This is a genomic window from Campylobacter helveticus, from assembly GCF_002080395.1.
In the GTDB taxonomy this organism is placed as follows: domain Bacteria; phylum Campylobacterota; class Campylobacteria; order Campylobacterales; family Campylobacteraceae; genus Campylobacter_D; species Campylobacter_D helveticus.
Genome location: NZ_CP020478.1, coordinates 107,109 through 125,232 on the forward strand (window position 1 = coordinate 107,109; position 18,124 = coordinate 125,232).

Consider the following 18,124-nt stretch of genomic DNA (forward strand, 5'->3'; position numbering starts at 1 on the left):
ATAAATAAAATCTAGTAAAAATATTCCACAATGAAAACAACTTTAATTATTATTTAAAGTTTATTTTGATATAATTATACAAATTAAAAAGGATTAAAATGATAGTTTCAGTCATCAACGAAAAAGGCGGAAGTGGAAAAACGAGTTTAGCGATTAATTTGGCTTGTAAATTAAATGATGAGGGGGATAAAGTTTTATTTTTAGATTTAGACCCTCAAAGAAGTGCCGAAATCTTTGTTAATATTAGAAAAGGCGAGAAACTTCAAAAGGCTTTTGATTACGAAAGAAAACCAAACCTCTTAAACACTTATGATAGTATCATCATAGATACAGGCGGAAGAGATAGTAAGGAAATGCACTTTGCTCTAAAAAATGCTGACATTGTTTTAATCCCCACTTATCCTAGTCAATATGATTTAGCAGTCTTAAATAATATGATAGAGCTTTTCATCAAAGAAGCTAAGAAGGAAGCAAAATGCTTTATCATTATTAATAGAGCTTTTACAAATGCAAGTTTAAAAAATAGAATTTTAGATTTTAAAGAGCTTGTCAAAAACAAAACAAATCAAAACATTTTTTTAATGGATAGCATACTTTATGATAGAGAAGCAATAAGAAAAGCCACAAGTGAGGGCTTAGGCATATCTCAAACTCAAAATAATAAAGCAAAAAGAGACTTCTCTTTATTTTTTGATGAATTGATAGAAAAATACAACAATTAATTTTACACTATTTTTAAATCAATTAAAAAATAATTTTAAATTAATTAAATAATATTTTTAAATTAATTTTAAAATACTTTATTTTATAATCTTATTTGATAAGGATTGCTATACCGAAATTAAACAGATTGAAAGCGAAATTAAAAAGGAAATAAAATGAAAAATTGTGGAATTACAATCAAAAACTTCGATGAAAGTTTTTTACCTATTTTTGAAGCTATGGCTAAAAGTATTCAAGCAGAATATAAATTATTATCAACAAAGACTAAAACACAAAAAAAGCAAGTTTTAACCGAAAATGGTTATACCCCTGAGTTTGAAGCAAAAATGTTAAAAGAAGCTAAAGACATAAAGGAAAATCCTCATTTGTATAAAAGCTATAAAAATGTCGATAAAATGTTTAAGGATATTTTAAATGACTAAATATGAAATTAAATATTTAAAGCCTTTTAAAACAAATTTGAAAAAAATTAAACACGATAAAGAGAACCTAAAATGTATTAAAGACATTATAGAAAAACTTGCCAACGATGAAGTTTTAGATAAAAAACATAAAGACCACGCATTAAAGGGTAATTTAAAGGCTTTTAGAGAATGCCACATTAAACCTGATTTACTTTTAATCTATCAAAAACTAGAAAAAAAGCTAATTTTGTATTGTATCAATATAGGCTCACATGGTGAGATATTTTAAGAAAACGAAACATTTTAGAAAGGAAAAACAATGACTTTAAACGCCATTATTGAAAAAGATGACAATGGATATTTTGCTTATGTGCCTGAATTAAAAGGTTGCATAAGCGAGGGAAACACTTATGAAGAGGCTCTTGCAAATATTAAAGAGGCGAGTGAGCTTTATTTGGAATCCTTACAAGAAGAGGAAATTAAAACTCTACAAACAAAATCAATCTCTATTACCTCAATACAAGTAAAATCACCTATACAAGTAGGATTAAATGCCTGAATTGCCTAAATTAACCGCTAAAGAGGCTGAGAAAATTTTACTTATCAATGGTTTTAGTCTTGATAGGCAAAAAGGTAGTCATAGAATTTATATTAAAAGCTCATATAGGGTTGTTTTGCCTCATCATAGTGGAAAGATTTTACACCCCAAAATTATCAAAGAGCTTTTTAATATCATAGTGCTAGCCAAATAAATATTTTAGAAAGGAAAAACAATGAGCGTTTTAAAGAAAAATCATTTCAAAGACATTAGCATTAAAAAGGATAATCACAATTCTTTTGATGAGCTTATGGAAAAAGAAAGCGAAATAGAAACTAAAAAGACAAGAGGCAGACCTAAAAAAACAAATAAAAAAGACTGCACCTATACTTTTTACTGCACCAAAGAAGAATTAAAAGAACTCGCCCTAAGAGCAGAAAAAAGGTATCTTAGTATGAGTGAATATTTTAGAATGAGGCTCTTTGCAGAATAAGGCTAATAATGATTACAAAAGCACTCATTAGAACAATCGGCAACCATTTAAGAGCTAATACTCAAAGTGATGAAGATTTAGAAAAACTTAATCTTTATAGAAACACCCATATTCTAGTGATGAATACACTCATTAATACCATTAAGGATAAAACTCCTAAACCTTTATTTATCGCCAGAAGATTAAAAAGATTAAGCTCCATTAAAAGCAAACTTAAACGCTTTTGTTCTATGCAACTTGATAGAATGCAAGATATAGGGGGAGTTAGAGCTGTTTTTAAAGATATTAAACAAGCAAAAGAATATAAGGATAAAATAGAATTACTTTATAAAAATGAAAAAAGAGCCTTAAAAATTGTAAAAATTAATGATTATGTAACTTACCCAAAAGAAGACGGATATAGGGGCTATCATATCGTTTTTGAATATCATAAAGGCAAAGAGGAATTAAAGAGCTACAAAATAGAATTTCAAATTAGGGACTTAAAGCAACATTACTGGGCGACTGCTGTTGAAATCTTTTCTTTAATCTCTAAGCATAACCTTAAAAGCGGTGAGGGAGAAGAAGAGCATAAAAGTTTTTTTTATCTCTGCTCTAAACTTATCCACAATGAAGCAAATAAAAAGGAATTAAACACCCTTAAAAAACTCAATCAAAAACATAAAATTCTTTCTCTTTTAAGCGGAATTAACCTAGCCTTTCATCATATCGACACTAAACAAAAAGACTTATATTATTTAATTGCACTTAATTTTAATAAAAAACAACTCAGCTCTTATATTTTTCATAAAAATGAATTAGATATGGCAAGTTTTTTATATGAAAAGCTTGAAAAAGATGAAAGCATTAACGCCGTTTTAATTGATATTGATAGCATTAAAAACCTAAAAAAAGCCTATCCTAATTATTTTGGAAATGCTAAGGAATTTATCAAACTTATCCAAGAAAAACTTAACAATGAGACTCTTTAAATGGCAAGTCAAGCACTTAATCTCGCCAAAAAAGATAAATTTGATGAATTTTATACTAAGCTTAGTGATATAGAAAAAGAATTAAGCCATTATAAAGAGCATTTTAAGGGCAAAATTATACTTTGCAATTGTGATGACCCTAAAATTAGCGCTTATTGCGTGGGGTTATTGGCGAATTTGCTTTTTAATTAAATCCCAACCCTTAAAAGCTCCGCCCCATATTATTATTTTGCTCTTTTAAAGAAGCTTGTTTTTGATTATTTTTTTGCGGATTATTATATTTTTGCTGAATTTCTTCATAAAGATTTCTATGCACTTTTTTCTCACCCATTAAAGCTTTTCTACCACCCACTTCACTCATATTTGAAGCACTACTTAACACTTTTTTTACTTTATTTTCAAGTCCTAAAAACTCACAACCTCTACTATATTCTCTTAATAAAAAATTATTTTTACCTCCTTTTAATATAAGCTCTTTTTCGATTGTTTTAAAGCGATTTTTATAGATTTCTCCTATATAAGAAAGGTTTTTTTTCAAATCTAAAAGATAATTCTCGCTTTCTTGTTTTAAAAAATAATCCATATTCTTTAAAATGTAAATATTTTCATTTAAAGCCTTAGTTTTTTTCTCAAGCTCAAATAAATTTGTATTCTCAAAAGTATAATCTTTATAATAATTTTTGCTATACAATAAGACATTTTCTTTTATCTCTTTTGTTTCAAGCTCTAAAGACTTTTTAACCCTATAATAATTTTGTATATCTTTTTTACTTGCTCCTTTGTGAAGCGGATACATCTTCTCATAAGACCTTAAAAAATTTCTTTTATATTGTGAGCTTTCAAAACGAGAAAGCGTGTGAATTTTTAAATCATTTTTAGAATTATCAAGTGAGCGATTTAATCTTTTTAATTCCTTACTTTCTTTAATAAGTTCTTTACCCAATCGCTTTAATTTTAATCCGTGTTCTTTAATTTGTTTAGCTAAAATAAATTTTCTTTTGTTTTGGTGTCTTATATATTGTTCTAATAATTTTTGAAGCTCGGTGTGATGATTTTTTACTTCTTCAAATTCTATTTTTAACGCTTTAACTCTTTGTTCTTTATCTTTAATTTTTTGATTAAAAGATTTATAAATATCTTCATAAATTGTCGAAATACCAAATTGAGAATCTGCTTTTAAAAGCCTGTCTGTTCTTTGCACTTTTTTTATACTTTCTTCTAGGTTTTTTTCTAAAGGACTGCGATTAATATACTGCATTCCTCTTATACTTAAAGCAAGGGCAAACTCTTCTCTTAAACTATCAAATAAATATTTTATATCCGTTTTTTTTGCAAAATGCAAACGCTTATATTCTAAAAAATTAAACTTATTTAATACAACATGAACATGCGGTCTAGCTTGGTGTTTATGAATCACAAAAGCATATTTGCGTCCAAAAAAATGACTTGCCATTACATCTTTAACACTTTCTTTTAAAGCTCTTTCTTTTTTGGGTGTTAAATAATCTTCATCTAAAGAAAAAACTAAATGCCACGCCTCTTTAGAATTTTCTCTATTTAAAAAATTTTTGCTCCAATCTTTCATAAGCTCTTCTAAAAAAACCTCTTCCCCCTTTTCATTAATTGCAAAAGTATTTTCACTATTTTCTATAATATAATTTAAAGCATTATAGGTTCTTTTTGCTCCCATATTCCCTATTAATTTTACTAAGACTTGCTTATGATTTTTAACTTTGTTTTCAACTTTTTTAAAAGTTCTAAGGCTAACAACTCTTCCAAAAATATAATGGTGTTTAGCAGGCAAATCAGTTTTTGTAAAAGCACTTCTTTTAACTTTTAATTCTTCAATAAATTCTTCTAAATAACTTTTATTCTCACGCATACTAAAGCTAAACCTTTTTTAAAATATAACAAACAAATTAGCAAACATTTTTCACAAAAACACAAAAAACATTTTTCATTTTTCAATCCAAATTTTTGCTAATCTTTGCGAAAATTTTTACAAAAACTCACAAAAAGTTTTTCATAAGTTTTAATGAAAAGTATAGTAAAAAATAAAATGTGTGTAAAGGTGCAGGATAACCCTAAAGGTATATAGTAAATCTAAATAAAGCCCTATAAAATAGGACTTTATATAAGATTTTTTCATTTTTTAAAAAAATGGAAAAATAAAAAACGAGGTTTTTTTAAATCTTTTCAAAAAAGATTTTATTCTTTTTGCTTCACTTTTTTTTAAAATTTTTACAAATCACTCATTAAAATCCATCAAAATAAAACAAAACTTTTCAAAGCATTTTCAATTTAACTAAGCAATATTTTTTAACAAAATAAGCAATTTTTTAATAAACTAAGAAATTTTTTAAGCCTAACACCCAAAGCAACACTTTGCATAAAAATGCAATAAAAAATAACTAAGCAATGATAAAAAAACTAAGCTTTATTATTAAGCTATGCAATCAATATTTTTTAGAAAATAAAGAAAAGAATTTGAAAATTTTAGCAAAGGGTAATTCTTGCGGATTTTAAAAATCATCAAATAAAAATTTTTTCATACTTTGCTAAAAAGAAAGGTAAATGAAAAAAATATTTTTTAGCAAATTTTAAGCAAAAACAAATCCTTATTATTCCCTATTTTTCTACTCAATTATTAAAAAAGTATTCCGCAAAAACTACCCTTTTTATTTAATTTTTTATTGTTCTTTTTTCAAAAACAAACTGAAAACCTGTAACTTTTTTTCTCTCATTATTCCAAGTATAAAGCTTTTCATAGGTTAAATTTTTAAAAGATGAGCTTTTTCCGTTTAATTCTTTTAAAGAGGGGATTACCACAAAGCAATCTAGCTGCGACATTTTATAATTGCTCGGCGTATCCATAAATTTTATAAACTCACCCTTAGTCATAGAAATTGCTTTTATGCTAGGGTTTTCTTTATCTGCGTAAAAATTTGAGTTCTCATATTGCTTAAGAAGTCTAAAGAGTGATTTGGTATATTTGTTTTCAAAAGAGCAAAACTCATTCATATCAAAACTCATAAAATTACCAAATTCATTTAGCATAGAGTAGGCATAAGGGGTAAATTCTAAATAAAGCTCTTCTTTTTCTTCATCAAGTATATAATTTTTTATAAAAACCGCACCTTTTAACTTTCTCTTGCCATTATCCAAATCTTTCATTGTTCCGTCTTCTTGCGCCATTTCATCATATTCAATACTATCTACACCAACTAATTTTAGTTTATATTTAACAAATTTAGCAATTTCATCAAAAAACCTCTTTTTGTTTTTCATTTGAGGAAGAAAGATTCTTAAATCGCTAAATTTAATTTTAACACCTCTTAAAGTTTTTCTTTTGTAGTTACGCTTAATTCCAAAATAGCAAATTGTAAAAAAGAGATTGAAATCCATAGCTGAAAAATTAGGAAATTTAATCGTATTCATTTCATTACGATACACAATATTAGAATCTTTAGAAATCCCAATTTTAACTTTGACTAAATCCTTTGCCTGATTTTCCTTTGTCATTTTCAAAATATAATTCCCTTCCACAAAGTCAAAGGTTACTAATTTTTTACAGCCCATAATAACTACTCCTTGTATTAAAAAATTATTTATCACTTTATGACATAATTTTAATAATAGAAAGTTATAATAATTTCCTTAGAAGAGGATAGTTGTGGGGTGAGATTCTCTTCCCTTAATATTTTAAATAGAAAAAAACATAAAAACTATAAATGCCTAAAATGGGTGTTTATGAATATTGGTTAAAACTCAATGGGACATTTTAAGGGCTTCATTTGCAAGGCTTCATTTTACACACGCAAAGGGTTAAGGACGAGGATTTAATCGTCTCTATCTTAAGCCCCAAAGCACTTTTAAAAACATATCGGTTTTATGGATTAAGACACTCAAGCATACTAAATGGCTACAAAATCGACTTTGCACTTGAAGAAAACGCCACCTTTCTTCCCCGCCTTAAAGATGTGCTTCATTTGGGATTTTCGTGGATTTTGGAACGAGAAAAAATGCTTTTTTGGCAAGAATTTATCCGCTTATTGTATCAGCATTTAAAGGAAGTTAGTGAGCTTGATAGCTTTTATTTTGACTTGCTTGATGAGTGTGCCAAACGCTTTTTAAAACAAAATCCAAAACGAGTTATTTGTGATGCTTATGTAAAAATTTTGGAATTTGAGGGGAGACTGCATAAAAATTTTGTTTGCTTTGCTTGTGATGAAAAGATACAGGGAAACATCACGCTTTTAAGAGCTTTTTTGCCCTCTCACGCTCTTTGTGCTTTTTCTTATGAATTCCCACGCCAAAAACTTGAAATTTTTTACGAGAAAAAAAACTGCTCCATTTTTGATGATGAAGAAATAAATCAAATTTACGAACTCATCAAACAAGGCTTATGATTCTTCTTGCAAAAATTCCAAAAAAGGCGTTTTGAGCACATTAATCTCACTTTCATCATATTCCACCTCACGCTTAATTCCGCTTGTTTCTAAATGATAAAATCCGGTTTGTTTAAGTTCTAAACAAAAGCTTTTCCCATCGCTAGCAAATTCTAAAATATTATCCTCATCTTTTGGCTTACTTTGGATATAAATTTTTGCCTTAAATACCATATTCGAAAGGCTTTTAAGTCTTCTTTTTATCTCAAATCTTAACTTAATAAGTTTTTTATACTCCAAAACTTCTTCTTCATATCTTGCTAAAACTCCCTCATAAAGCTCCATAATCTTAACATCGATATTATGGATATTTTCACTTTTTCTAAGTTTTATGATTCTTGCCTGATTTTTCACAAGATAAGCATAAAAATTTTGCTTTTGCTTAAGTAAATTTGCCAACTTAACATCAAGCCTATAAAGCAAAGCCTCAAGTTCTTTAATCTCATCTTTACATTCATTATTGATAAAAATTTCTGGGGAAACTTTTATAAAATTATTTGCTTTTATATTTTTAAGAATCACTAAATTTTTCTTAGGATAAAGCTTATTATCCATAAAAAGGTCCTCAACGAAAATATTATCTGCTTCTATCCTAGAAGCAATGCACCGCTTCACATAAACATTTTTTGCTTTTATCTCACCGCGTTCTAAATTATTGACAAAAACAATGTCTCCCTCAAAAGAGCCTTTATGATTAGCAATAAAAGCTGTTTTTGCATAAATTTTCGACTTTGCGTGAGTTGCGCCTGCGATTTGAAGTTTAGCAGCTTCTAATTTCGTCGCCCCTATATGCCCTTCTATATTGACATTAGCGGCTTTTATATTGACTATGCCAGATTTCACTGCATCATCATTAAAATTTTTATTTGCAACCTCGATATTAACCTCTTCATTTAAATCAGCCTTAATCGAGCCTGTATTTTTTAAATCCACCCTTGAAACTTTTAAAGAATTTCTTACACTAAAACCGCCTATATCCTTTGTCAAAAAACCATAATTTGCACTAAAATACTGCAATCTATCCGGTAAATTCTCCACATAAATGCTATCATCTTTTAATTCTATAAAATTAAGCACTTCTTCCGATGGGGCGATTTTTAGCAATTCACCCCTTAAATTTCTTCCCTCTCTTCCTAATTTTTTATGGATAAATTCAAACAAAAGTTCATCTTTTTTCACAGGCTTAGAATAATCTCCCTCATCATAACCCTTATCCTCACATACAATTTCTTCTATATTTCTGTGAAAAATAAGTTCAGCACTTTGATGTTTTATTTCGCTCACACCATTTGCAACCACAAATTCAAAGCCCTTAGCTTTATTTTCTTTAAGTAAGCGAACGCATTTATCTAAATTATCCTCCAACTCTTTATCTAAACGAATAATGAGAATTTTATGTTTAATTAAAGTTTGATATAAAGCTTGTCTTAAATCCTCTTTTAAATCTAAATTAAGTTCGAAATTTTCATAGTCCAAACACACTTTTAAAAGCGTTAAATTTGCATTTGTTTTTAAGGCAAATTTAAAAGGATTATCCTTTATTTTTGTAAAAATTTCTATTTTAAACTCTTGATATATCACATCATAATTTTTTACAAAAAAATCATCTGCATAAAACACCTCAAGCTCATCTTGCGTGTAAATTTTGCTTCTTTGAGGAAATTTTTTTGTGCCAAAAGTTACAAAATCTAAAATGCGAAAATCCAGCTCGAAATCCCACTTTGCTTGCTCAAATTTCAAAGTCTCAAAAGGATTTGCCACTTGTATAGTTTTATTTTGAAACACGAATTTTTCCCATCTTTGCAAATTCTTTTGCTAAAAATGCAAAATCTTTATCTTCTTCATCTTCCTCTAAAAAAACTAAAATTTGTCCGCAAGTTTCACATTTTAAAACACTTTCCTCACTTAAAAGCTCTTCGTGAATGCTCTTTGGTACATTATGAATTTTATCCTCGCACATACAAAGATAGCTAAATTTTGCTTCTTGTTCTATGTTGGGATTCCTTAAAGTTTTTAAAATTTTGTAAGTTTCTAAACTAAAATGCACCTCATTAAGATGAATCGCCTTATGTATATAAGCTTCAATCCACTTATCATCCACGCAAAAATGCCTTGCTATCCAGTCTTTTGTCAAAATGGCAAGTTCTTTTGCAAAAATTTGAGGCTCTTTAGAATAATTTAAAATTTCTTTAGTTTTCTCCACCAAAACCTTATGTGCGGCTCTATGCTCTTCAAATAGTGGAAAATCAATATCTTTCATATAAGTTTCTTCATCTTTAAAATGAATTTTAATGTAATTAAAAAGCTTTACAATCGTCTTCTTAAGCTCTTCTTGTAAAGCATCATCGCAATTTTGCAAAACCTTATGTGCAAGTTCATTAGCGTGATTTGTAATTTCAAATATAAGTTCGTGCTGTTTATCAAGTGCGTAGTTATTAATGCTAAATTCCTTAGTCCAGTCAATCTTTTTCATCATAAATTCCTTATATTTTTAATATTACAATACCAAAAAAAAAAAAAATAAAATAAATTATCAAAAAATTTATTTACATTTTAGGCTAAATCGTTATAATTCCCTGCCTTTTCTCAGACCTGTGCAATGTTTTCTTTAAGCAAAGCTTCAGGGTGGGAACACAGCAGAGCACTTGAATTTAATGTGTGCCGCAGTCATCTGGGGAGAGGTTTTGATACCTTATCTTATCTTTTACTCCCGCTTTTTCAAAGCCTTTTAATCTTAACAAGCAGCTATCACAAGCACCACAAGCACTATCTTCACTCTCATAACAAGACCAAGTAAGCTCCAAAGGCACATTTTCTTTTAAAGCAAGGCTTACAATTTCAGCTTTACCTAAATGCACCAAAGGCGTTTTAATGCTTAATGTAAAGTCTTTGCTAGTGCCTTCATTGATGAAATTTTCAGCCTTTTTAATAAAGCTTTCACTACAATCAGGATAGCCGCTACTATCCTCTTGCACCACGCCAATATACAAAGCCTCACAGCCCTCTTTTTCTGCTAAAGAAGCCGCTATGCTTAAAAATATGCCGTTTCTAAAAGGCACATAAGTGTTAGGTAGGGCATTTTGATGTAGGGCATTTTTAGGTACGGCAAGGCTTTCATCAACCAAAGCATTTCCACCTATATCTTTAAGAAAATTTGCATTTAAAATATAGCGTTTTAAAACGCCTAAATTTTCACAAATTTTGACAAAGCACTCGCGTTCTTTCGTTTCTGTGCGCTGCTGATAATCAAAATGCAAAGCGATAATTTCATAGCCCTCACTCTTCGCCAAATACGCACACAATGTGCTATCCATTCCGCCGCTAATCACACACAAAGCCTTTTTCATCTTCCACCTTGTTAATCAATTTGTTTTACAGCATATCGACAAATCAATTTAAAAAATAATATCTTGCAAAAAAAATTATAAAAATCTATAATTACGCCAAATTTAAAGGATTTAAGATGATAAACATTAAACTCATAGAACACATTTTTAAAGCTGCCTCCATAAGCCGCTGGAATGACTACCCTAGGATGGCAAATTTGGTCGAGCTTGATAAACAAGCGCATAAATTTATCATTGCCTATTTCATCGCCAAAATGGAAAAAAATGTCGATATGAGAGTGATTATCGAAGGGGGGATTTTTGAATTTCTAAGCCGCGTTGCGGTAACCGACATACGCCCGGATGTGTATCACCAAATCGTCCGCCAAAAGAAAAATGAAGTCAATAGCTGGGTCTTTAGCATTTTAGAGCCTATGCTAGAAAATATCGAAAATGGTGCGTTTTTAAAACGATTTGAAGCTTATATCAATGGAAATGATTATCCAAAAGAAAGATTGATTTTAAAGGCGGCTTCTTATTTTGCGACGCGTTGGGAATTTAACATTATCTATCAAACCTCCTCTTTTTTAAATGATATTGAGGAGATTAAAAATAAAGTCGAGGAAGAGCTAGAGGACTATTATGAGCTTATCGGTGCTAGGAAAATCGCTCTTAATCAAAAAATCGCCAAACTTGTGGATTTAAGCGGGAGATTACGCTTTCAAAAACGCTGGGCGCAAACGCCTCGCATACCTGAAACTGCCGTGCTAGGACATATGCTTGTTGTGGCGATTTTGAGTTATTTTTATTCCCTTAGCATTAAAGCTTGTGATAAAAGATTAGAAAATAATTTTTATTGTGCCTTATTTCACGACCTACCAGAAAGCCTTACGCGCGACATTATAAGCCCTGTAAAGTATGGCATAGACGGACTTCATACTATTATAAATGATTATGAAATGCAACTCATCAATGATAAAATTCTTCCCTTTGTGCCTGAAAATTTGAGAGAGGAATTTTCCTATATCTTAGGCATTAGAGAGGGGAGAGAAAATGAAGAAAAATGGGTTAAAAATGAATTTGAAAACCGCACTTTTAAAAATGGCAAGATAGAGCTTTGTAGTGGAAGTTTAAGCGTTTGTAATGATGATGAATTTGGGGCGATTGATGGCAAAGCTCTTAAATACTGCGACAAACTAGCCGCCTTCATCGAAGCAGGACTTTCCATAAGTTATGGGGTAAAATCTAAAGAGCTTTTAAGTGGTTTTAATGAAATGTTTAAATTTTTCTCTCAAAACAAAAGTATCGATGGAGTTAATTTCCTCGCCCTTTGTGAAGAGTTAAAAAGTGAATTTGAGATATGAGAGACTAAAACGATAATTAAAGTAAAAGGACCCTAAAGTTGCGAAAACTTTAGGACATATTTTTATTTTCCTAACAAAGGATTAGAATTTCCAGAACCTTTAGTTTTGTATTTTTTAATCAAAACGCCCTTAGAATTAAATTCAAAAACGGCACTTTCATCTACATTTCCGCCGAAAGGATTATGGCTGATTTTTGTGAAATCATAATACCACACCTCTTTATTTCCTAAAGTTGTTTTGCGTGTAGGATAACCCGCGATTCGCTCCACATCACTTTGTTTGCTCTTGTTAATTGTTAAAGAATTAAATGTTTGTTCACTTACTTCAGTGCCTGTGGTATAAGCACAAGCAGTGATAAACAAAGCCGTTATTAAAAGTAAAAGGAATTTCATCTTTTTCTCCTATTGAATTTTTTTGCGTTGATTGAGGTAAAAATCAAACCAATAGAAGCGTATTATACCCCCCCCCCTTAATTTCGACTGAAATTAATTTTACTTGTTTTTGAAAGAATAAAAAAGAGCTAGGCTAGTTTTCTAGCCTAAAGAAGTATTAGTGTAAATTTTCTATGTAAGATAAAGCCGAAAGTGCCGCCACAGCTCCATCACCTGCCGCACAAATGACTTGCTTTGGAGCGTCTTTTCTCAAATCGCCCGCCGCAAAAAGCCCCGCAACATTCGTTTGCATTTTAAGATTAACGCTTACTTGTCCGCCAGCTTCCATTTCGCATAAAAATGTGCCGTCATCTTGTTTTAAAATTTCGTTACGCACATCAAGCCCCACAAAAGTAAAAATTCCCGGAACTTTCAAATCCCTCTCTGCGTCTTTTAATTTTAATTTTACCCCTAAAACTCCACTTGCATCGCCATAAACCTCATCGACACTCGCACTAGTGATTAATTCTATCTTATCGCTTTTCTTCACTTTTTCCACCGTGCCTGGTGCGGCTCTAAATTCTTCACGGCGATGGATTAAATAAACTTTTGAGCAAATATTTGCCAAATATAAAGCCTCTTCCAGTGCGGTATCTCCACCACCCAAAACTGCGACTTCCTTATTTTTATAAAAAAAGCCATCGCAAGTCGCACAAGTGCTAACCCCACGCCCAAAAAATTCTTCCTCCCCTTTAAAACCCGCTTTTCTAGGCGCTGAACCTGTGCAAACGATAACAGCTTTTGCGTTTTCACTTTTTCCCCCCTCAAGCTTAATGCAAAAACTTCCGTCCGTATTTTTACTCACTTGCTCGACACCGACCATTTCGTGCTTTAAGCCAAAACGCATACATTGCTCACTCCAAGGCGTCATAAAAGAAATTCCATCCATTACCGTAGTCACACCCGGGTAATTTTCAATCTCCGAACTTGAAGTAATCTGCCCTCCGGGCATACCCTTTTCAAACATCACAACATTTTTAAGTCCGCCTCTTGTCGCGTAAAGTCCCGCACTAAGTCCCGCAGGACCACCACCTATAATCGCTAAATCTAACATCATTTTTCCTTTAAATTTTTATTTATGCCAAATGATACAAAAAATTTCTTAAGGCTAGTTAATAAAAATTATTATTTACAAAAATTTGTGTCAAGGCATAAAAATAATATCGACCAAAGCTCCACTTTCAAGCTTTTCACACTCTTTTGGGGCTATCATTAAAGCGGCTTTATTGTTAAGATTATTGATAATCGCACTTGAACCCTCTTTTTTACCCTTTAAATTCACGCACACCCTGCCCTCTTTAAGCTCCACATTACACGCGACAAATTCCAAATAAGGACTTTTTTTAATATAATCTTGCTCCAAAAAAGCCTGTGCGACATAATCTTTCTTCTGTAAAAGCCACGCGTTTAAAATTTCTCTCGCATACAAGTTAAACATCACCATAGCAGAATAAGGAAATCCCGGCAACGCTAAGATAAATTTTTCCTCAAATTTAGCGATTTTAATGTGTCGTCCCGGCTTTATATCTACCTTATCGATGATAAGCTCATACTCCCTTACAGCCTTTTTTAAAAAGTCAAAATCCCCCATAGAAACGCCACCTGTGGTAATTAAAATATCACAACTTTTAAGAGCGTTTTTTAGCGTGGAAAAAGTGGTTTTTTCCTCATCTTTTAAAAGAGGAAAAACTCTCACTTCGCAGCCTAATTTTCGCGCTAAATTTGCCAGGGCAATGTGATTTGAAGAGCGAATTTGCGCAGGATTTTCTAAGCTCTCTCCCAAATCTTTTATCTCACTCCCACTGCTTAAAACCCCCACAACAGGACGGATAAAAACACTAATGTGAAAAAAACCAAGCTCAGCCAAAAGTGCTATCTCGCTATAATCAAGCTTCGTTCCTTTAGCAAGTAAAAGCTCATCTTTTTTATAACTCTCCCCTATCTTTCTTACCGCAAAGCCCTCTTTAACCGCCTCTTTAATGTAAATTTGCCCCTCTTTAAACTCTACATTTTCCACAGGCACTAAGGTATCACTACCCTCGCTCATCAAAGAACCTGTGAAAGTTTTGACGCAAGTGCCACTTTCTACCTTGAACTCTGGCATTTTCCCAGCTGGAGTTACGCCAAGCACTTTTAAAGCTTTATTTTGTTCGCCAAATTTCACAGCATAGCCATCCATCGCAGAAATAGGGAATTTTGGATAATCCTCCAAAGCTCTTAAATCCTCCGCCAAAATGCATCCTAAGCACTGCGTTATAGCGACTTTTTCCACCTTTTCATAAGGTTTGATATGAGAGTGTAAAATTTTTAAACTTTCTTCGTAAGCCATTAACATTTTTTATCCTTAAGCTAAAATTCCCGCACCTTTAAGCTTGTAAGAGCGTTTTTTAGCATAAATTTTTTCTCTATTTATCACATCGTATTTCCAAATGGGAGCATTGTGCTTAAAGTCCTCCACAAAATCATTTAAAAGCTTTAAGCCAAGCGTTCTGTTTTTACTCAATACCCCTGCCAAATAAGAGCTTTGATGAATTTTAACCTCACCTAAAGAATGTGCGAAAAAAAAGCTCACGCCCTCGTCTTTAAATTTCTCTTCCCACTCTTTAAACCACGCTTTTAAAAGTGGCTCGTAAATTTCAAAACTAAGAGCCTCCACAATGCCCTTTTTTTCATCGCTTTGCTCTTCGCGCACTATGCCACAAAATGTCAAAAACGCCCCGCAATTTTTATCCTTAAGCCCTTCATACCACTTAGCATAAATCGCGCTCACATCTAAAGCACCCTCGTAAATTTCAAACATCTAACCCCCACAAACAGGCGGTAAAAGGGCGATTTTATCCCCCGCTTTTAAAATTGTATTTTCATCAAAAATCATCACATCGTTTAAAGAAATCGCACAAAGCTCAAGCCACTCTTTAAGACTCTCATCTTGTTTTAAAATTTCTTTAAGCTCTTTTAAAGAGCCAACATCAAGCTCCAACCTTGCCTTGTTTATAGGTCCCAAAAACTCAACACTAATCAAATTTGCTCCCAATTTTAAAGTATTTTAGTATAGCATTAGATTGTTTAAAGTCTATTGATTTAGTTTTTTACCCAAATTCATTTATCAAATCGCTTAAAATATTCATCAATCTCTTCTCGCATCTCAATCCCAACTTCCTCAAATGCTTCTAGTAGCATTTTATAGCTTCCCACCCCACCTAGAAAATCCCAAAATTCATCTGTTACTTTTAACTCAAACTCTAAATCTAGCATTCCTGTCATAGTCCATCTTTCATAAGGTTTTGGTTCATAAGGATTATAAGGGATAGCAATAAGTGTGTGAATCTCGCTTTGTGGATTTGCGTAGGCATAACTTGCCACCCAAGTAAGAAGTGTGCGTTTGAATTCCTTAAAGCCTCCCTTGTTAGGTTTAGCGGTTTTAATATCAATAAGATACACGCTAAAATCTTTTTGCAAAAATAAGTCAATTTTTGTAGGTTTTATCGTGCTTGTTTCTCCACTTTGCGCTACTTCTAAAATTCTAGTAATTTCACTTTGTTTATTTGGTTTAGCATTTGCGCTTTCTAAACTATCCATAATTTCTTGTATCACTCTTTGAGCTTTTTTGCTTATAGTATCCCCTGCGCTTATTTGGCGTTTAATGCTATCAAATTTCGTTAATCCTAGCTCTTCTGCAACAGGTTCAAAAATACTTGTGCCAAAATTTGTATTAAGACTTTGGATAAAGCTATATAGTGCCATTCTATCCTTGCCTAAAAGCCTTGTGTGAAAGGGCATATAGCTACTTTCTGGCTTATAGTTTTCAAATTTATTTCTTAAAGCTTGAATGAGTCTATTTTTAATGGCTTGTTTCATTCTTGTCCTTTAAATGAAAAATGCTCTCACTGTAAGCATTTGTATCCTTTTCGCTACGATTTAGCACGGGTCTATCATAGCGTTTAACAATCTGCATTCCCGCCATTTGGGCAATACTTGGATAGAGATTAAATTTATCATTTGCTACTAAAAACACATTGTAATCTTGCTTTAAAAAGTTTTTTGCGTTGTTTAAAGCCATTGCGATTGCTTTTGCATAGTTTTCTTTAGCATTCTTGCTTTGCCCCTTTAGTTTCGCACCTATCTCTAAGGCATCTTTTCGTTCCAAATTAAATAGTTCATAACTATAAGCGTGTTGCTCGTGATAGTCTATCAATCCCACATAAGGTGGGGAGCTAAAGATTCCAGCAATTTTTTGCGAATGCAAGAGATTAGCAAAAGTGGGATTTTGCTTTTTTACTTCGTTTATAATATCCACATTGCAAGAATCTGCATTAAGACATAAACTAAAACAATCGCTTCTTAAAGTCTCAAACTCTTTGATTCTCTTTAGCGTATCCTTTGCATAGCTTTTAAACCATTTTAAAGAGCTAAAAAGTGGCTTACAAATCCTGCCGTGCTTTTTGCAATAATAGCTCTTTAACATAGGCTCTTTTAAAGTAGTCAAATCAGCGTGTGTTGTCGCTCTACAACTGCGTGCTGTTCGGCTTAAGATAATGCTTAAAATATTTTGCAAGTCTTTGGGAGCTTTTATAATTTCATTTTTCAGTAAAATAAGTTCTTTCTTGATGGATTCTATATACCAAAAATCTAAAAAACTTCCATTATTTTTAACATTTAAATCAATATTGAATTGCTTAACTAGCTTGTCATAAATGCTTAAAAATTCTCTTTCTTTTATTTCTCCATAGACTTTTTCATCAATTTCTTTTAGCACCACTTTGCGTTTAAATTCTTTAGGAAAAAACTCTGCATTAAACGCATTTAAATGTTGAGTTAAAGTCTCTTCAAAAGCCTTTATATTGCTATTTTCATAAAAAGATTCTAAAACTTGGATAAGTCTATAGCATTCACTTTCTAAAAGATTACTATCATAACGCCCTAATTTTGCATTAACAAGCATAGTATTAAAGCAAGAAATGTCAATCCCAATGCTGTGCATCCCCAATTCACTCGCCACACATAAAGTCGTGCCACTTCCCGCAAAAATATCTAGCACAATATCGCCTTTTTGAAAGCAAGATTCTGTCTTTAGTGTATCAGTATGAGAGTCTAAAAAATACTCCACAAGCTGAGGGATAAATTTGCCTTTGTAGGGGTGGAGTCTATGGATATGCTTAGTTGTCTCTACTTCTTTATAATTTGCAAAAGCGAGTGGGTGGCTATGGCTTTCTTGTGTGTAAAGCGTATCATAATAGGCTTTTAACTCATCTTTGCTAATCAAGTTTTCCTTAGAATTTGTCGCATAATTTGCTACTTTGCCATAGTTGATAAGATAGAGAATGTTTGAGCTTGTTACATTTTTGTTAAGATACGCACTAGCCCAGACGCTTGCTTCTTTTGGTGCAAAAAACTGCTTAAAATTATTTATTCCTTGTGCCATTCCC

Annotated in this window: 21 protein-coding genes, 1 other RNA gene and 1 pseudogene; 11 read left to right on the forward strand and 12 right to left on the reverse strand. The window is 31.6% G+C overall.

The window, feature by feature from the left end:
• Positions 1–98 precede the first annotated feature (98 nt).
• From CHELV3228_RS00575 to CHELV3228_RS00610, 8 genes are all read left to right on the forward strand, one after another.
• On the forward strand, positions 99–722 hold the full coding sequence (locus CHELV3228_RS00575; RefSeq protein ID WP_082199060.1) for a ParA family protein: 624 nt from the start codon (positions 99–101) through the stop codon (positions 720–722).
• 156 nt (positions 723–878) lie between these two features.
• Entirely contained in the window at positions 879–1,145 is a 267-nt protein-coding gene (locus CHELV3228_RS00580; protein WP_082199061.1) for a hypothetical protein, read from the forward strand.
• Complete coding sequence (locus tag CHELV3228_RS00585; RefSeq protein WP_082199062.1) at positions 1,138–1,416, forward strand: type II toxin-antitoxin system YafQ family toxin; 279 nt, start codon at positions 1,138–1,140, stop codon at positions 1,414–1,416. The genes CHELV3228_RS00580 and CHELV3228_RS00585 overlap by 8 nt, the downstream gene beginning before the upstream one ends.
• Positions 1,417–1,446: 30 nt before the next feature.
• Positions 1,447–1,686: a type II toxin-antitoxin system HicB family antitoxin gene (locus tag CHELV3228_RS00590; protein WP_082199063.1), complete on the forward strand. Its 240-nt coding sequence runs from the start codon at positions 1,447–1,449 to the stop codon at positions 1,684–1,686.
• Positions 1,679–1,879 (forward strand): type II toxin-antitoxin system HicA family toxin, encoded by a 201-nt coding sequence (locus CHELV3228_RS00595; RefSeq protein ID WP_082199064.1) that lies wholly within the window; start codon positions 1,679–1,681, stop codon positions 1,877–1,879. The genes CHELV3228_RS00590 and CHELV3228_RS00595 overlap by 8 nt, the downstream gene beginning before the upstream one ends.
• Positions 1,880–1,900: 21 nt before the next feature.
• Positions 1,901–2,158: a plasmid mobilization protein gene (locus CHELV3228_RS00600; RefSeq protein ID WP_082199065.1), complete on the forward strand. Its 258-nt coding sequence runs from the start codon at positions 1,901–1,903 to the stop codon at positions 2,156–2,158.
• Positions 2,159–2,166: 8 nt separating this feature from the next.
• Positions 2,167–3,129: a RelA/SpoT domain-containing protein gene (locus tag CHELV3228_RS00605; RefSeq protein WP_082199066.1), complete on the forward strand. Its 963-nt coding sequence runs from the start codon at positions 2,167–2,169 to the stop codon at positions 3,127–3,129.
• Entirely contained in the window at positions 3,130–3,321 is a 192-nt protein-coding gene (locus CHELV3228_RS00610) for an adenine-specific methyltransferase EcoRI family protein (protein ID WP_082199067.1), read from the forward strand. It abuts the gene before it with no gap.
• Positions 3,322–3,331: 10 nt separating this feature from the next.
• Here CHELV3228_RS00610 and CHELV3228_RS00615 read toward each other — a convergent pair whose 3' ends face one another.
• Positions 3,332–5,011 (reverse strand): relaxase/mobilization nuclease domain-containing protein, encoded by a 1,680-nt coding sequence (locus CHELV3228_RS00615; protein WP_082199068.1) that lies wholly within the window; start codon positions 5,009–5,011, stop codon positions 3,332–3,334.
• 800 nt (positions 5,012–5,811) lie between these two features.
• The gene (locus CHELV3228_RS00620; protein ID WP_082199069.1) at positions 5,812–6,708 is read right to left on the reverse strand and encodes a replication initiation protein; all 897 of its coding nucleotides are present in this window, start codon (positions 6,706–6,708) and stop codon (positions 5,812–5,814) included.
• Positions 6,709–6,923: 215 nt separating this feature from the next.
• On the opposite strand from CHELV3228_RS00620, the gene recO reads away from it, so the two are divergent.
• On the forward strand, positions 6,924–7,538 hold the full coding sequence (recO, locus tag CHELV3228_RS00625; RefSeq protein WP_082199070.1) for a recombination protein RecO: 615 nt from the start codon (positions 6,924–6,926) through the stop codon (positions 7,536–7,538).
• On the opposite strand, the gene CHELV3228_RS00630 is transcribed toward recO, so the two are convergent.
• On the reverse strand, positions 7,533–9,383 hold the full coding sequence (locus CHELV3228_RS00630) for a flagellar assembly protein A (protein WP_082199071.1): 1,851 nt from the start codon (positions 9,381–9,383) through the stop codon (positions 7,533–7,535). The genes recO and CHELV3228_RS00630 overlap by 6 nt on opposite strands.
• The gene (locus CHELV3228_RS00635) at positions 9,349–10,050 is read right to left on the reverse strand and encodes a bacteriohemerythrin (protein ID WP_234981013.1); all 702 of its coding nucleotides are present in this window, start codon (positions 10,048–10,050) and stop codon (positions 9,349–9,351) included. Before CHELV3228_RS00635 ends, CHELV3228_RS00630 begins: the two co-directional genes overlap by 35 nt.
• Before the next feature lie 110 nt (positions 10,051–10,160).
• On the opposite strand from CHELV3228_RS00635, the gene ffs reads away from it, so the two are divergent.
• Positions 10,161–10,258, forward strand: an RNA gene (gene ffs / locus CHELV3228_RS00640) — signal recognition particle sRNA small type.
• Here ffs and queC read toward each other — a convergent pair.
• Positions 10,259–10,924, reverse strand: a pseudogene (gene queC / locus CHELV3228_RS00645) (7-cyano-7-deazaguanine synthase QueC); the annotation flags it as partial.
• A gap of 116 nt (positions 10,925–11,040) precedes the next feature.
• Here queC and CHELV3228_RS00650 point away from each other — a divergent pair.
• Positions 11,041–12,267, forward strand: coding sequence for an HD domain-containing protein (locus tag CHELV3228_RS00650; protein WP_082199073.1), 1,227 nt, complete (start codon positions 11,041–11,043; stop codon positions 12,265–12,267).
• Between the two features lie 62 nt (positions 12,268–12,329).
• Here CHELV3228_RS00650 and CHELV3228_RS00655 read toward each other — a convergent pair whose 3' ends face one another.
• The 7 genes from CHELV3228_RS00655 to CHELV3228_RS00685 all read right to left on the reverse strand — a co-directional run bounded on the left by CHELV3228_RS00655 (position 12,330) and on the right by CHELV3228_RS00685 (position 18,120).
• Positions 12,330–12,659: a hypothetical protein gene (locus CHELV3228_RS00655; RefSeq protein WP_082199074.1), complete on the reverse strand. Its 330-nt coding sequence runs from the start codon at positions 12,657–12,659 to the stop codon at positions 12,330–12,332.
• 157 nt (positions 12,660–12,816) lie between these two features.
• Positions 12,817–13,752, reverse strand: a complete 936-nt coding sequence (locus CHELV3228_RS00660; protein ID WP_082199075.1) for an NAD(P)/FAD-dependent oxidoreductase — start codon at positions 13,750–13,752, stop codon at positions 12,817–12,819.
• A 90-nt stretch (positions 13,753–13,842) separates the two neighbouring features.
• The gene (locus tag CHELV3228_RS00665) at positions 13,843–15,033 is read right to left on the reverse strand and encodes a molybdopterin molybdotransferase MoeA (protein WP_082199076.1); all 1,191 of its coding nucleotides are present in this window, start codon (positions 15,031–15,033) and stop codon (positions 13,843–13,845) included.
• Between the two features lie 9 nt (positions 15,034–15,042).
• A complete protein-coding gene (locus CHELV3228_RS00670) occupies positions 15,043–15,498 on the reverse strand; it encodes a molybdopterin synthase catalytic subunit (RefSeq protein WP_082199077.1) in 456 nt (151 codons plus the stop codon).
• The gene (locus tag CHELV3228_RS00675; RefSeq protein WP_082199078.1) at positions 15,499–15,720 is read right to left on the reverse strand and encodes a MoaD/ThiS family protein; all 222 of its coding nucleotides are present in this window, start codon (positions 15,718–15,720) and stop codon (positions 15,499–15,501) included.
• 77 nt (positions 15,721–15,797) lie between these two features.
• Positions 15,798–16,556 (reverse strand): TdeIII family type II restriction endonuclease, encoded by a 759-nt coding sequence (locus CHELV3228_RS00680; protein ID WP_082199079.1) that lies wholly within the window; start codon positions 16,554–16,556, stop codon positions 15,798–15,800.
• Positions 16,540–18,120, reverse strand: coding sequence for a DNA methyltransferase (locus CHELV3228_RS00685; protein WP_082199080.1), 1,581 nt, complete (start codon positions 18,118–18,120; stop codon positions 16,540–16,542). The genes CHELV3228_RS00680 and CHELV3228_RS00685 overlap by 17 nt, the downstream gene beginning before the upstream one ends.
• Between the last annotated feature and the right edge of the window lie 4 nt (positions 18,121–18,124).